This window comes from Streptomyces sp. NRRL S-378 (assembly GCF_000720645.1).
Taxonomy (GTDB): domain Bacteria; phylum Actinomycetota; class Actinomycetes; order Streptomycetales; family Streptomycetaceae; genus Streptomyces.
Genome location: NZ_JOBX01000064.1, coordinates 18,884 through 33,667, shown reverse-complemented (window position 1 = coordinate 33,667; position 14,784 = coordinate 18,884). Strand labels below are relative to the sequence as shown.

12 protein-coding genes and 1 pseudogene are annotated in these 14,784 nt (G+C 73.6%); 8 read left to right on the top strand and 5 right to left on the bottom strand.

Annotated features, from left to right (window positions below; all coding sequences use genetic code 11):
* A pseudogene (locus tag IH80_RS45035) lies at positions 1-726 on the bottom strand (hypothetical protein); the annotation flags it as partial.
* A gap of 185 nt (positions 727-911) precedes the next feature.
* Here IH80_RS45035 and IH80_RS0131675 point away from each other — a divergent pair.
* The 3 genes from IH80_RS0131675 to IH80_RS0131665 all read left to right on the top strand — a co-directional run bounded on the left by IH80_RS0131675 (position 912) and on the right by IH80_RS0131665 (position 3,269).
* A complete protein-coding gene (locus tag IH80_RS0131675) occupies positions 912-1,646 on the top strand; it encodes a GOLPH3/VPS74 family protein (protein ID WP_030965057.1) in 735 nt (244 codons plus the stop codon).
* Positions 1,647-1,976: 330 nt separating this feature from the next.
* The gene (locus IH80_RS0131670) at positions 1,977-2,861 is read left to right on the top strand and encodes a helix-turn-helix domain-containing protein (protein ID WP_030965056.1); all 885 of its coding nucleotides are present in this window, start codon (positions 1,977-1,979) and stop codon (positions 2,859-2,861) included.
* 198 nt (positions 2,862-3,059) lie between these two features.
* Positions 3,060-3,269: a DUF397 domain-containing protein gene (locus tag IH80_RS0131665; RefSeq protein WP_030965054.1), complete on the top strand. Its 210-nt coding sequence runs from the start codon at positions 3,060-3,062 to the stop codon at positions 3,267-3,269.
* Positions 3,270-3,435: 166 nt separating this feature from the next.
* Here the strand turns inward: IH80_RS0131665 and IH80_RS0131660 are convergent, their stop codons facing one another.
* Entirely contained in the window at positions 3,436-4,299 is an 864-nt protein-coding gene (locus tag IH80_RS0131660; protein WP_030965053.1) for a hypothetical protein, read from the bottom strand.
* 132 nt (positions 4,300-4,431) lie between these two features.
* Here IH80_RS0131660 and IH80_RS0131655 point away from each other — a divergent pair, with 132 nt between their 5' ends.
* Complete coding sequence (locus tag IH80_RS0131655) at positions 4,432-5,748, top strand: PLP-dependent aminotransferase family protein (protein ID WP_078906849.1); 1,317 nt, start codon at positions 4,432-4,434, stop codon at positions 5,746-5,748.
* Here IH80_RS0131655 and IH80_RS0131650 read toward each other — a convergent pair.
* The 3 genes from IH80_RS0131650 to IH80_RS0131640 form a co-directional block, all read right to left on the bottom strand.
* Positions 5,726-6,199, bottom strand: coding sequence for a hypothetical protein (locus IH80_RS0131650; RefSeq protein WP_030965050.1), 474 nt, complete (start codon positions 6,197-6,199; stop codon positions 5,726-5,728). The two genes, IH80_RS0131655 and IH80_RS0131650, sit on opposite strands and share 23 nt — an antisense overlap.
* 197 nt (positions 6,200-6,396) lie before the next feature.
* A complete protein-coding gene (locus IH80_RS0131645) occupies positions 6,397-6,648 on the bottom strand; it encodes an amphi-Trp domain-containing protein (RefSeq protein ID WP_030965049.1) in 252 nt (83 codons plus the stop codon).
* Between the two features lie 161 nt (positions 6,649-6,809).
* Positions 6,810-8,141 (bottom strand): diacylglycerol/lipid kinase family protein, encoded by a 1,332-nt coding sequence (locus tag IH80_RS0131640; protein WP_030965048.1) that lies wholly within the window; start codon positions 8,139-8,141, stop codon positions 6,810-6,812.
* 519 nt (positions 8,142-8,660) lie between these two features.
* Between IH80_RS0131640 and IH80_RS0131635 the strand changes: the two genes are divergently transcribed.
* From IH80_RS0131635 to IH80_RS0131620, 4 genes are all read left to right on the top strand, one after another.
* Positions 8,661-9,470 (top strand): SDR family oxidoreductase, encoded by an 810-nt coding sequence (locus tag IH80_RS0131635; RefSeq protein WP_030965047.1) that lies wholly within the window; start codon positions 8,661-8,663, stop codon positions 9,468-9,470.
* A 40-nt stretch (positions 9,471-9,510) separates the two neighbouring features.
* Entirely contained in the window at positions 9,511-12,102 is a 2,592-nt protein-coding gene (locus IH80_RS0131630; RefSeq protein ID WP_030965045.1) for a bifunctional FO biosynthesis protein CofGH, read from the top strand.
* A 554-nt stretch (positions 12,103-12,656) separates the two neighbouring features.
* Positions 12,657-13,787, top strand: coding sequence for an ADP-ribosylglycohydrolase family protein (locus tag IH80_RS0131625; protein WP_030965044.1), 1,131 nt, complete (start codon positions 12,657-12,659; stop codon positions 13,785-13,787).
* Between the two features lie 90 nt (positions 13,788-13,877).
* Positions 13,878-14,738, top strand: a complete 861-nt coding sequence (locus tag IH80_RS0131620) for a TIGR03619 family F420-dependent LLM class oxidoreductase (protein ID WP_030965043.1) — start codon at positions 13,878-13,880, stop codon at positions 14,736-14,738.
* Positions 14,739-14,784: the final 46 nt, after the last annotated feature.

Sequence of the window (14,784 nt, the reverse complement as noted above, 5' to 3'; positions counted from 1 at the left end):
CTCGGCCGCATCCGCGGAAGCGGAAGCAGCTGCGGGGGACGCAGCCCCGTCGGCCTCAGCCGCCGGCTTGGCCGCAGCGCCGGAGCCCGGCTTCACCGCCCGGAACACGGCCGTACGCTCACTGTCCGCAGCCGGAACCGCAGCCTCCGACTCCGCCCTACGGGACGCGGTCCCCTCCGCGTCGTCCGCTGCCGACGGCTTCGCCGCAGGCTCGGGCTCGGGCTCGGACCCGGCAGCGGCGGAGCCGGGCTCGTCCTCGTCCGAGGGGGCCGAAGCGGAGCCGGAAACGGAAGGCTCGGTGGCGTCCGGCCCGGGCGCCTCCGTCGTGGCGACCCAGGCCGCCACCGCCTCGCGCAACGCATCCCGCCCACCGGCCTCGGGCTCGGCCGCGGCCTCTGCCCCCGCCTTGGGCTCGGCCTTGGGCTCGGCCTTGGGCTCGGCCTTGGGCTCGGCCTCGGGCTCGGCCTCGGGCTCGGCCTCGGGCTCGGCCTCGGGCTCGGCCTCGGGCTCGGCCTCGGCCTCCGCACCCGCCTCGGCCTCGACCTCCGCGTCGGCCTCGTCCGCGGCCTCGGACTCCGCACCACTTTCGCCCTTACGGGCGACCACGGCACCGTCCTCGGATTCCCTCGGCCGGAACACCGACACCCTCGGGTCGCGCTGCGCGGACGACTCCGCCGCCCCCGGCGTTCCTGCATCTACCGACTTGTCGGGGGACTCGCCCGCCACCGCTCCTCCTCATCGCCGCCATGTTCGGCTGTCCGAATGTCTAACAGTGTCCCGTCTAGAGAGCATCGCCCCCGTGCCAGACGAGAACGACATAGCTGCGGGTTTCCCCACAAAGCGGCCACGCGCTCTCGACAGATGAATGTGAGAGGCGTCACCCTGTCACTCATCCACGCGGGGAGGCATGGATGGGCAGGAGCCGCAGAACAATTCCGGAGGAGCTTCTGCTGCTCGCCTTGGACCCGGCCACGGGTACCACGGCGCAGCCGCAGTCGCTCGACCTCGGCCTGGCCGGGGCACAGCTAGTGGAGCTGGCTCTGGCAGGACGGATAGCCCCTGATGGGGATCGTATCGCCGTGGTGATGCCACGGCCGACAGGAGATCCGACTCTGGACTCCGCACTGGAACTGCTGCGCAGGCGCGGCAGCCCGGTACGGGCCGTCCACTGGATCGGCGGACCCCGGCTGGGGCTCCGTCAGATTTACCTCGCGCACCTGGAGCGCTGCGGCATGGTCCACGCCGTCGCGGGACAGATGTGCGGGGTGTTGCCGACGACTCGCTACCAGGCGACGGACACGGACATCAGCCGGGAGATCCGAGCCCGGCTGGACAGTGCGATCCGCACCGGCGTACCGCCGGACCCGCGGACCGCGGCGCTCGCCGCACTGGCCCACGCGGTCGGACTCGGCAAGCACCTGTACCCCGGCAACGAGGGGCGCTCCTCCAGATCCCGCCTGCGGGACCTGATCAGGCACGACCCGATGGGCGGACTCGTGGCGCACGCCGTGATGGACGTCCAGAACGGTGTGGCCGCACAGCCGCGCCGGGACCGCGCACCGGCACCACCGGTCCGGCCCGCGGCGGGCGGCGTCCCGCTGCAGCCGCGCCGCACCGGTGCGATGGCACGCGTGGCCGCGCACTGATCCACCCCCGGTGAGGCCCGGACACGTCCGGGGTCCCCACCCCGGTTCCACAGCTCCACCACCGCACAGCTGCACCACCGCACAGCAGCGCCACCGCACCGCAGCGCCACCGCACAGAACCGCCACCGCCGTGACCGGCGTCCGTGAGATCCGGTCCGGGAGCCGCCAGCGCGCGGGGTGACGGGGCCGGTCCGCCGGCTCCGCCGCCCCGCGCGTCTGTGTTTTCCCTGCCGTTCCCCAGCGGCGCCGCCCGCTTCGGTGGCAGTCTGCTGAACATCAGGCACGCAGAGAGACAGCTGCACGACAGAAGAAGGCGGAGGTGCCGTTCACGTGGCGTCCAATGTCAATCCCACCGTCCGACGCCGCCGACTCGGAATGGAGCTGCGCAAGCTCCGCGAGGACAAGGGCATGACGGCCGAACAGGTCGCCGAACGCCTCCTCGTCTCCCAGTCGAAGATCAGCCGACTCGAGAACGGCCGCCGTTCGATCAGCCAGCGCGACGTCCGCGATCTGTGTGACGTGTACGAGGTCGAGGACCGCCGGCTCATCGACTCCCTGATGCAGATGGCGAAGGACTCCCGCCAGCAGGGCTGGTGGCACGCCTTCGGTGACATCCCGTACAGCGTCTACATCGGGCTGGAGACCGACGCCGCCAGCCTGCGCACGTACGAACCCCTGGTGATCCCGGGCCTGCTCCAGACCACGGAGTACGCCCAAGCCCTCGTCCGAGGCGCGTGGCCGGAGACCGCCCCGGCCGACGTGGACAAGCGCGTCCAGGTCAGGATGCACCGCCAGAAGCGGCTGTCCGAGACGGAGAACAACAATCCGGACCTCGGCCCGCTGCGCCTGTGGGCGGTCATCGACGAGGCCGCGCTGCGCCGGCACGTGGGTGACGCCCAGCTGATGATCCGGCAGCTGGAGTACTTGATAGAGCAGTCGGAGCAGCCGCACGTCACGGTGCAGGTGATGCCGTTCGAGCTGGGCGCGCACCCCGGCGTGAACGGCCAGTACGCGATCCTGGAGTTCCCGGACGCGTCCGACTCGACGGTCGTCTACATCGAGGGCGTGACGAGCGACCTGTACCTGGAGAAGGCCAACGACGTCCAGAAGTACAGCGTGATGTACGAGCACCTGCGCGCCCAGGCCCTGGGCGTGGACCAGACGCGCGAGTTCATCCTGCGGATCATCGACCAATATGCCGACAAGGGTGAATAGTCCTGTGACGCATGGGGCGCGACGGTCGAAGGGCGGCACCGTACACCGTCGATCCCCAGCCACAGAAGGCTTGAATGGAATATGCCACTCGGTCGGGTGAATGCTTCCTTCACCCGTCAGGAGCTGCGGGTAGCGTCGATCAGGTCAGCCGGAAATGGCCGACAAGACACCGGAACTACTCGCTCACCGGAGAGAAACATGGCTATTCGCCAGGGCGCCACCGACAACTGGGTCAAGTCCTCCTACTCCGCCAACGGCGCCTGCGTCGAGGTCAAGTCCCCTGTGATGGAGTCGATCGCCGTACGTGACTCGAAGGTGCAGGACGGCCCGTCCCTCACCTTCGCGCCCGGCTCGTGGACCTCGTTCGTCGCCGATGTGACCGAAGGCCGGCTGGGACGCATCGTCTGAAGACCACGACACGCCCCGACTGCACCACCTGCACCACCAGCACCACCAGCACCACCAGCACCAGCACCACCAGCACGACAGGCACCACCCGCACCACCTGCACCACTGACTGGAGCCCTCTCGACCGGTCCGCCGTCCTGGCCGAGGGGGCTCGGCCATGCCCGCGTCAGCGCAGCTGATCGACGTACCGGTCGGTCCCCGGCACCGTCGGGATGAACGGAGCCACGAGCTCCACCCGCCCCAGTCCCGCCTCCGCGACCTCCGTGTCCAGCCCCCGGAACCGGTCCCAGCAGGTCCGCGGGTCCTCCTCCAGGAACCACAGCAGCGTGAGGCGCGTGTCGACCCCCTCCACCTGCTTGACGTACGTCATCCGGTCACCGGGCAGCGGTGTCGGCCGGAAGACGGTCACCATGGCCGCCGGGGAGCCGTGCAGCCGCTTCGGCAGGGCCCGGGAGCGCAGCCACTCCAGCAACTCGGCCCGCTGCTCGGGGGCGTCGGCGTCGACCACCTGCACCACCAGCCCGGCGTACGGGTGGTCGAGCGCGTGGTAGTCCCGCGGACCGGCGGCGCCGTCGCGGTAGACGGTCGCCGCGTGGTCCTGGAAGGCCGTGAAGACGTGGGTCCGGTCCTGGTAGACGCGGCCGTCGCGGTTCAGCCGCTTGTTGATGCCGACGGTCCACTTCATGTGCTCGTCGTAGCGGCCCTCGGTGACCCAGTAGGTCGATATGTAGCAGCCGGCGGTGACCGGCTGGGCGACGGCCGACTTCTCGGGGTAGCGCAGCTCCTGGAGTTCACGGGTGGCCACCCAGCGGCGGCCGGCGTACATCCAGGGCATGGCCATCGCGCCCGCGTAGTAGTGGTCGTCCTCGTACCAGCGGTTGTACGCGTACTCGTGGCCCGGATGCGGCTCCACCATGGTGATCAGCGCATGGCCGGGGCGGACTCCGTAGGGGCCGACGGCCGCCAGCGCGGCGTAGTCGTCGACACGGGTGCCGGCGTCCTGGTGCGGGTCCTGCTCTCCAGTCGTCATGGGAACGGTCTAGCTGATGTGGCGTCAGATCGGGAGAGGGCGGGCGGTGACGCGTCCACACCCTGATATATCCATGCCGTCTACACGTTTCCCCCGCTACGCTGCGCGCACCCGTCTCCCGGAGGAGCTCCCGTGCCCGCTGCCGCTGCCCATGCCGTCACCGCAACGACCACGACCACGACGACCACCGCCGCTGCCACCGCCGTGGCACCGCCGCCCGCGTTCGCGGCCCGCGCCACCTCGGTCGAGGGCTCCCCCGTACGCGAGATCCTCGCGCTCACCCAGCGGCCCGGGATCATCTCCTTCGCCGGCGGCCTCCCCGCGCCCGAACTCTTCGACACCGAGGGCCTGCGCGCCGCCTACGACGCCGCCTTCACGCTGTCGGCGCGCCGCGCGCTCCAGTACTCGACCACCGAGGGCGCTCCGGAGCTCCGCGCCGCCGTCGCGGCGCGGGCCGCGGCGCGCGGGCTGCCGACCGGCGCGGACGACGTGCTCGTCACCTCCGGCTCGCAGCAGGCCCTCACCCTCATCACCGCTGCCCTGATCGAGCCGGGCGACGTGGTGCTGGTCGAGAACCCCACCTACCTCGCCGCCCTCCAGTGCTTCGGGCTGGCGGGGGCCCGGGTGGTGGCCGTGCCCTGCGACGAGGAGGGCCTGCTGCCGGACGCGCTCGCCGAGCTCGTCGCGCGGGAGCGGCCGAAGCTGCTCTACACGATCCCCACGTTCCAGAACCCGACGGGCCGCACCCTGCCGGCCGCCCGCCGGGCGGCGGTCGCGGACATCGCGGCCCGGCTCGGCCTGTGGCTGGTGGAGGACGACCCGTACGGGGACCTGCGCTACGAGGGCCACGACGTCCCGTGGCTCGCCGCCCACCCGGGCGCGGAGGACCGTACGGCCCTGCTGGGCAGCTTCTCGAAGATCATGGCACCGGGGCTGCGCCTGGGCTGGCTCCGTGCGCCGGCGGCGCTCCTGCGGGCCGCGGTGGTCGCGAAACAGGCGGCGGACCTGCACACCTCGACGGTCGACCAGCTGGCCGCGGCGCACTACCTCGCGACGGTGGACCTGGACGCGCACATAGGCACCGTGCGCACCGCGTACCGCGAGCGGCGCGACGCCCTGCAGAGCGCCCTGAGCCGGACCCTGCCGGCGGACCACGACTGGAACGTGCCCGAGGGCGGCATGTTCGTGTGGGCCCGGCTACCGGAGGAGCACGACGCGACGGCCGTGCTGCGGACGGCCGTGGCGCACGGCGTCGCCTTCGTCCCGGGCGCCCCCTTCCACACGGGCACCCCGGACCCCCGCACGCTGCGCCTGTCCTTCACGACGCACACCCCGCACGAGATCGCCGAGGGCGTGGGCCGGCTCGGCGCGGCCCTGGCGGAGTACGCCGCGACGCTGGGAGGCGACCACGGCGAGCCGTGGGGCCTCAGTGCTGGATCCCGACCTTGAGCAGGACGATGAGCAGCCCGAGGAAGAGGTTGATCGCACCGGCGACCGCCATCATGCGGCGGGAGGCGCCGGCCCGCTTGGCGGCCACCGTCGCCCAGCCGACCTGCCCGGCCAGGGCGACCAGGAGCGCCGTCCACGCGATGCCGTGCGGTCCCAGGCCGAGCAGCGGGCTGATGGCCGCGGCGACGGCCGGCGGGACGGCCGCCTCGATGATCGGGCGCTCCTCCCGGGCCGTGCGGCGGATGACGCGCCAGCTCAGCCGGCCCGCCATGCGGGCGCCGAAGAGGTGGGCGAAGACGTGCGCGGCCCAGAAGACGACGCCGGTGCCCAGCAGCAGCGCGATGAGCTGCAGCCGCGGGAACGAGCCGAGCGTCCCGGCCCCGACGACGACGGAGGCGGCGAGCAGCGAGCCGTAGACGGCGCCCGTGTAGTCGCCGCGGACCTTGTCCACGACCTCGTACGGGTCCTCGTACGGGTCCTCGTACGAGGCCTCCTCCAGGGCGTGCTCCGGAGCGGGCAGCGGGCCGGGCACCGGCCGGGACTGCGGGCCGGGCACCGACCCGGACTGCGGGCCGGGATCCCGCCGGGGCAGCGGGTCGGATTCCGGCCGGGGCCGCGGGTCGGGCTCCGGACCGCGGTCCGAGGCCACTACGACGCGGCTCCGGCTCCGGACCGCGTGGTGGGCCACTTCAGCTCGATCTCCATCTCGATCTCCCCGTCGCCGACCTCGACCTCGATCTCGGTACGGAGTTCGTCGGGGACCCGCAGGCTCATCGTGCCGGGGCCGAGTTGCAGTTCGGCGTTGCCACCGTGCCGCAGTGCCTCCGCGAGCGCGGACAGCTGGTCGGCGGCCTCGAGGCGAGAAAGGGAACTCTTCTGCTCGAACTTGAGGTCCTTCACTGCTGTCTCCTATCCGCCTCGACCAGCGGGAACTGCGGGAGCACCGCAACGGCGACACCGGGTAAGGCTCATTGTGACGCCGTGCGGTGGGTCGGGCATCCCGGGACGGCGGCGCACCCCGGCACGCGGCGGCAACGCGCCGTCACCGCTCCGTCGGCGCATCAGCGCGGCGACGGCCGGTCGAGGAGGAGGGCGAGGACCTCGCGCCACTGCAGGGGCGGAGTGCCCGCCGGAGCGCCGGGCCGCCCCCGCGGCACCCGTACGCGCAGGGCGCCCGGACGAATGGCGCAGGTGACCGGCGTGGGCAGGGTCAGGGCCTCCCCGTCCACGGCGACGGGGATGCTCTCCGCGTCCGATCCGACGACGACCCGCCGGGAGGTCAGTACGTGCAGGCCCGCCGCCCGCGCGCCCCGCAGCGCGACGTCGGCCGCCTGGGCGGCGTTGTTCACCCGGATCCCGATGACGCCCAGAACGCCGAGGTCGAGGCGTGCCCGACGGGCGCCGACGGCCATGGGTTCGGGCGAGGAGTAGGGGTTGTTGCTGATCAGCAGCGCCTGCTGGGCTTCCAGGCGCGTGTCGTCGGTGGTCGCTTCGAGGGCGCGGCCGGCGTACCCGAGCAGCAGGTCGGGCAGGGCGCTCAGCGCCGAGTCCGCTTTGGCGTCCCGGTACTCCGGGCGCTGGACGACCTCCGCGTAGACACCGAAGGAGGCGGTGTTCACGAAGGCACGGCCGCCCACGAACCCCAGGTCGATCCTGAGTTCCTCACCGTCCGCCAGGGCGTCCAGGCACCGGGCCGGATCCTCGCGGTCCAGCCCGAGGTCCATGGCGAAGTGGTTGCGGGTCCCGGCGGAGATCACCAGGAACGGCAGTCCGTGCTCGGCCGCCACCTCGGCCACCCGGGCCTGGGTACCGTCGCCGCCCGCCACCCCGAGCAGGTCCGCCCCCTCGGCCACCGCCCGGCGGGCGAGGGCGGCGACGTCGGTCACGACCTCCGGGTCCAGCAGCAGTACCCGGGCGCCGAGCGCCTCGGCCTTCTCGACGAGGCCGAAGCGGCCGACCTTCCCGCCGCCGGACTTCGGGTTCATGATCAGCACCGGATGGCGGGGCCGGTCCGAGGCGACCGCCCGCATACCGGCGGGTGGCCGCGCCGCGCGCAGTGCCGTCCGCGCGCACATCCCGGCGGCCGCCCACAGCACGAGGGCGGCCAGCGCCGTGGGCCACAGGTCGGCCCGGGCGTAGATGACGAGGACGGCCACCGGCGCGGCCACGACCAGCACGGTCCCGACGGCCCGGACCAGCCCGCGGTGGGCCACCAGCCACCAGGCGCCCATGGCGGCGAGCACCGTGGCGGCCGCCCCGACCACGACGACGGTCAGCCCGCCGCCCTCGCCGGCCACCACCAGCACCACCACCGCGCCCAGCGCACAGACCAGCGCCAGCAGGGCGAACAGCCGGGCGCGCCCGGGCGCGCCGACAGGGTGCGAGAGCGACATGGTCCTCACGTCCTCCGACCGGGGCCCCGGCGCGGCCTACCGCCCCCGCCGGGACGCGTTCCATCCGATCATCCCCCGAACACCCCCCACCGTCGACGCGGACACCCCCTACCCCGCGCATTGCTTTTGCAACTACCACTCGGGAACCGCCATCAGCACATGAGCCAATGCGTCTGGCGCAGTATGTGCGCTACCGAACAGTAAAGTTGGCCGCACCCATCCCGGCGTGCAAGACCTCGGGTCGTGGCATCGGCCTTCATCACCGCCGTGCATGCCAACGGTCGATCTCCCCTCCTCGCCCCTCCGGGGGCTTGCGGAACCACCCCCACGGCGACCCGGCCGTTCGGCCGCATGCGGCCGCCGGCCAGGGAGCGTTCCACCCTCGGGCGGACCGACGGGACCGGGGGCCGACGACGGAGTCCCGCCCGCCCCCGCAGGCTCCGACCCCGTCCCCGCCACTCGGGGGATCCGCACCCCTTCACACCACCGCACCCGCACTCTAACCTGACGACTCGTCAGATGTGGTCGCGCGTCCGGAGGTACGTCGTGCTGTTGCGAGGGAAGACCGTCATCGTCTCCGGCGTCGGGGCCGGCCTCGGGCACCAGGTGGCCGCCGCCGTCGTGCGGGACGGCGGGAACGCCGTGCTCGGGGCCCGGACCGAGGCGAACCTCGCCAAGTCCGCCGCCGAGATCGACCCCGCCGGCGCCCACACCGCCCACCGGCCGACCGACATCGGTGACGAGGCCCAGTGCGAGGCCCTCGCCGCCCTGGCCGTGGAGCGGTTCGGGGGCCTCGACGCCGTCGTGCACGTCGCCGCGTGGGACTCGTACTTCGGCGGGCTGGAGGACGCCGACTTCGGGACCTGGCAGCAGATCATCGACGTCAACCTGCTGGGCACCCTGCGCATGACCCGGGCCTGTCTGCCCGCCCTCAAGGAACGCGGCGGATCCGTGGTCATCATCGGGACGCAGTCCGCCGTGGCCGCGCCCAACGAGGTGCAGCAGGCCGCCTACGCCGCCTCCAAGGGGGCGCTGACCTCCGCCATGTACTCCATGGCCCGCGAGCTCGGACCGCACCGGATCCGCGTCAACACCGTGCTGCCCGGCTGGATGTGGGGGCCACCCGTTCAGGCCTTCGTCACCTTCACCGCGCACACCGAGAACGTCCCCGAGGCCGAGGTGCACGCCCGCCTCACCCGGCGCATGGCGCTGCCCGATCTCGCCACCGACGGGGACGTCGCCGACGCCGCCGTGTTCCTCGCCTCCGACCGCGCCCGGGCGATTACCGGCCAATCGCTGCTGGTCAACGCCGGTGAGCTGATGAGATGACCCTCTCCACCGCCGGGACGTCGGATCGTATGCTCGCCCCATGACCACTCCGAGTGAGGCTCCGACCGAAAACGCGATGCGCCGGGCGCTGCGGCGGGCCCGAGACGGCGTCGCGCTCGACGCGGCCGAGGCGGCCGTGCTCCTCCAGGCGCGCGGCGAGGCCCTGCGGGACCTCACCGCCTCCGCCGCCCGCGTCCGTGACGCCGGGCTCGCCGCGGCCGGACGGCCAGGCGTCATCACGTACTCGCGCAAGGTCTTCATCCCCCTCACCCGCCTGTGCCGCGACAAGTGCCACTACTGCACCTTCGTCACCGTCCCCGGAAAGCTCCGCCGGGACGGCCACGGGATGTACCTCTCCCCCGACGAGGTCCTCGACATCGCCCGCAAGGGCGCGGCGATGGGCTGCAAGGAAGCGCTCTTCACCCTCGGCGACCGCCCCGAGGACCGCTGGCCCGAGGCCCGCGAGTGGCTCGACGCGCACGGCTACGACGACACCCTCGCCTACGTCCGCGCCATGGCCATCCGGGTCCTGGAGGAGACGGGGCTCCTCCCGCACCTCAACCCGGGCGTCCTGTCCTGGTCCGAGCTGCAGCGCCTCAAGCCCGTCGCCCCGTCCATGGGCATGATGCTGGAGACCACCGCCACCCGCCTGTGGTCCGAGCCCGGCGGCCCCCACCACGGCTCCCCCGACAAGGAACCGGCCGTACGGCTGCGCGTCCTGGAGGACGCCGGCCGCTCCAACGTCCCCTTCACCACCGGCGTCCTGATCGGCATCGGGGAGACCTACGCGGAGCGGGCCGAGGCCTTCTTCGAGCTGCGCCGCGTCCAGCGCAGCTACCACGGCATCCAGGAGGTCATCGTCCAGAACTTCCGCGCCAAGCCGGACACCGCCATGCGCGGCATGCCGGACGCGGAGCTGGAGGAGCTGGCCGCCGCGATCGCCGTCGCCCGCCACATCCTGGGCCCGAGCGCCCGCATCCAGGCCCCGCCGAACCTGGTGGACGCCGAGTACGCCCTGCTCATCGGCGCGGGCATCGACGACTGGGGCGGCGTCTCCCCGCTGACCCCCGACCACGTCAACCCCGAACGCCCCTGGCCGCACATCGAGGAGCTGGCCGCGCGGACCGCGGCCGCCGGCTTCGAGCTGCGCGAACGCCTCACCATCTACCCGGAGTTCCTCCAGCGCGGCGAGCCCTGGCTGGACCCGCGGCTGCTGCCGCACGTACGGGCGCTGGCCGACGCGGACACGGGCCTGGCGGACGAATCCGCGACCGTCGAGGGCCGGCCCTGGCAGGAGCCCGACGAGGGCTTCGCCGCGTACGGCGGCAGCGGCACCGGCCGTACGGACCTGCACGCCACCATCGACACCGAGGGCCGCAGCGCCGACCGGCGCGAGGACTTCGACCACGTCTACGGCGACTGGGAGGCCCTGCGCGAGGCGGCGGCCCCCGGCATGGTCCCCGAGCGCATCGACACGGACGTACGGGCCGCCCTCGCGCAGGCCGCCGACGACCCGGAGAAGCTGACCGACGCCCAGGCGCTGGCCCTGCTGCATGCGGACGGGCCGGCCCTCGACGCCCTGTGCCGGATCGCGGACGACCTGCGCCGGTCCGTCGTCGGCGACGACGTCACCTACATCGTCACGCGGAACATCAACTTCACCAACGTCTGCTACACCGGCTGCCGTTTCTGCGCCTTCGCGCAGCGCCGTACCGACGCGGACGCCTACACGCTCTCCCTCGACCAGGTCGCCGACCGGGCCGCCCAGGCCTGGGACGTCGGCGCGGTCGAGGTGTGCATGCAGGGCGGCATCCACCCGGACCTGCCCGGGACGGCGTACTTCGACATCGCGCGGGCCGTGAAGCAGCGGGTGCCGGGCATGCACGTGCACGCCTTCTCGCCGATGGAGGTCGTCAACGGCGCGACCCGCACGGGCATGTCCGTACGGGACTGGCTGACGGCGGCCAAGGAGGCCGGCCTGGACTCGATCCCGGGGACGGCGGCCGAGATCCTGGACGACGAGGTGCGCTGGGTCCTGACCAAGGGCAAGCTGCCGACGGCCGACTGGATCGACGTCGTCACCACCGCGCACGAGCTCGGGATCCGCTCCTCGTCCACGATGATGTACGGACACGTGGACCAGCCGCGGCACTGGCTCGGGCACTTCCGCACGCTGGCCCGCATCCAGCAGCAGACGGGCGGCTTCACGGAGTTCGTGACGCTGCCCTTCATCCACACCAACGCGCCCGTGTACCTGGCGGGCATCTCCCGGCCCGGTCCCACGGTCCGCGACAACCGCGCGGTGACGGCGATGGCGCGGATCCTGCTGCACCCGCACATCCCCAACATCCAGACGAGCTGGGTGAAGCTGGGCGCCGAGGGCGCGGCCGAGATGCTGCGCTCGGGCGCGAACGACCTCGGCGGGACGCTGATGGAGGAGACCATCTCCCGTATGGCGGGGTCGAGTTACGGCTCGTACAAGTCGGTCCGGGACCTGGTGGCGGTCGCCGAGGCGGCGGGCCGCCCAGCGAAGCCCCGCACGACGCTGTACGGGGAGGTGCCACCGGAGCGGCAGCAGGCGGCCCGCGCCTCGGACGGCCACCTGCCGGAGCTGCTGCCCGTACTGGACTGAGCGGGGCGGAGGGGGCGGCCGCGGCCGGAACCGTTCGCCATCCGGCCGCATGCCGTTCCGCTTCCGGTTTCGATCGATCCTGTCCACTACAGTGCGGATTCGCATGCCCGGCGAGTACGGACAGGGACGCCGGGCATGGAACGGACTGGTCAGCGGGGGGCGCGGTGCCGGGGGTGGACGACGTGATCGGTACGAATGACAGCACGGACGGCGGTGTTCCCACCCCGGCCACGGCCCGGCCGGACTCCGCCCCGGCCGGCAGCGCCGGCGCGACGGCGGCGCCCGGCCCCGCCAACCCGGCCGGAGGCCAGGGCCAGGCGGGCGGCCCGGCCGGCCCGGTCCCTGCGGACGGTACCCGCGCGACGGCGGCGCCCGGCACCCCGAACCCGGCCGGAGGCCAGGGCCAGGCGGGCGGCCCGGCCGGCCAGGTCCCTGCGGACGGTACCCGCGCGACGGCGGCGCCCGGCACCCCGAACCCGGCCGGAGGCCAGGGCCAGGCGGGCCCGCCGACGGCCCCCGCCGCCCCCTCCGGAGGCAGGACGCTCGGGCGGGGGATCGTCACCGGGCTCTGGGGCCGGATCGAGCAGCAGGACTTCCGCAGCCGGATCCGCGGCACGCTCCTCGGCGCGGCCCTCGGCGACGCCCTCGGCGCGCCCCTCGCCGGTCTCTCCCTCGACGCCATCCGCACCGCCCACGGCCCCGACGGCCTGACCGGACCCGCCGCCGCCCACGGCCGCCGCGGCCGGGTCACCGCCGCCACCCAGCTCACCCTCTTCACGGTGGACGGGCTGATACGGGCCCACGTACGCCGGGACACCGGCGTCTGGCACCCGCCGACCGACGTCCACCGCGCGTACCGCCGCTGGGCGGCGACCCAGCACGACTGGGGCCCCGACGAGCGCCGCGAGGACAACGGCTGGCTCGCGCAGGAGGAATGGCTCTACGCCCGCCGCGACCCCGACCGCGCCTGCCTGACCGGCTTCGGCGACGACGTCCTCGCCACCCTCGACCAGCCCAAGAACCCGGCCGCCCGCGGCGCGGCCGCAGCCGCCCGCTCGGCCCCCTTCGGCCTGCTGGTCGGCTGGGAACCCGCCCTCGTCCTCCAGCTCACCGTCGAGTGCGCCGCACAGAGCCACGGCCATCCCACCGCCCACCTCTCGGCCGGCGCCCTCGCCGTCATCGTCCACGGCCTGATCCGCGGCGACTCCCTCGACGCCGCCGTCCAGCGCACCCTGGGACTGCTGGGCGCCCGCCCCGGCCACCAGCCCGTCACCGACGCCCTCCAGCGCGCCACGGCGGCCGTCACCCAGGGCCCGCCCGGCCCCGACGCCGTCGAAGCGCTCTCCCCCGGCGACACCGCGCCCGAGGCCCGCGACGCCACGCACGCCCTCGCCGTCGCCGTCTACTGCGCCCTGGTCGCCGAGGACATCGCCCACGGCCTGCGCCTCGCCGTCAACCACGGCGGCGACTCCGTCTCCGCCGGCGCCCTGTGCGGGGCCCTGCTCGGCGCGCTCCACGGCGAGACGGCCCTCCCGCCCGCCTGGCTCGCGGAGCTCGAAGGCCGCGCCACGCTCCTGGAACTGTGCGACGACTTCGCCCTGGAGATGACCCAGGGCCCGGCCCTGCACGGCCCCTCGGCCTCCGCCTCCGCCCCCGGCTGGCTGGCCCGCTACCCCCGCGGCTGACCGACGCGCCACCCCGACCTGACGCCCCCTCAACAATCGCGGGCTCAGCCCGTACCGTGGCGTTCCCACGTCTCGGAGGTGCCAGTGCCCATGCGGATCGCCACGACCGTCTTCCTCACCGACCGCACCGTCTCCCCCGTCCGTCTCGCCCGCGTCCTGGAGGAGCGCGGATTCTCGGGCCTCTACCTGCCGGAGCACACCCACATCCCGGTCTCCCGCGAGACCCCCGCCCCGATGGGCGGCGACCTCCCCGACATGTACGGGCGCACCCTCGACCCCTTCGTCGCCCTCGGCCAGGCCGCCGCGGTCACCGGACGACTGCAGTTGGGCACCGGCATCACGCTGATCGCCCAGCACGACCCGATCGCCCTCGCCAAGCAGGTCGCGACCCTCGACCACCTCTCCGGCGGCCGTTTCACGCTGGGCATCGGCTACGGCTGGAACGTGGAGGAGGCCGCCGACCACGGCGTCGAGTGGGGCACGCGCCGCGACCTGGTCCGCGACCGGATGGCCCTGATGCGCGCCCTGTGGGCGCCCGAGCCGACGGCGTACGTGGGCCAGTTCTGCTCCGTCCAGGCCAGCAGCGCCCACCCGAAGCCGGCCCAGGCCCCGCGCGAACTCGGCCCCGCATCGCCCCTGCACGGCCCCCGCACCCTGATCGGCGGCGCGGCCGGCCCGAAGCTGTTCGCCGCCGTCGCCGACCACGCCGACGGCTGGCTCCCGATCGGCGGCGGCGGCCTCACCGAGTCCCTCCCGGTGCTGCGCCAGGTCTGGGAGACCGCCGGACGCGACCCGAAGACCCTCCAGGTGGTCCCGTACGCGGTCCACCCCAGCCCGGGCAAGCTCGCCCACTACGCCGACCTCGGCATCGAGGAGGTCGTCCTCCAGCTCCCCTCGGCCCCCGAACCGGAGATCCTCCGCACCCTGGACGCCTTCGCCCAGTACCTCTGACCTCTCGTCCTCCCCCGTGCCCGTACAGCGGCGGGGCCCGCCCGAT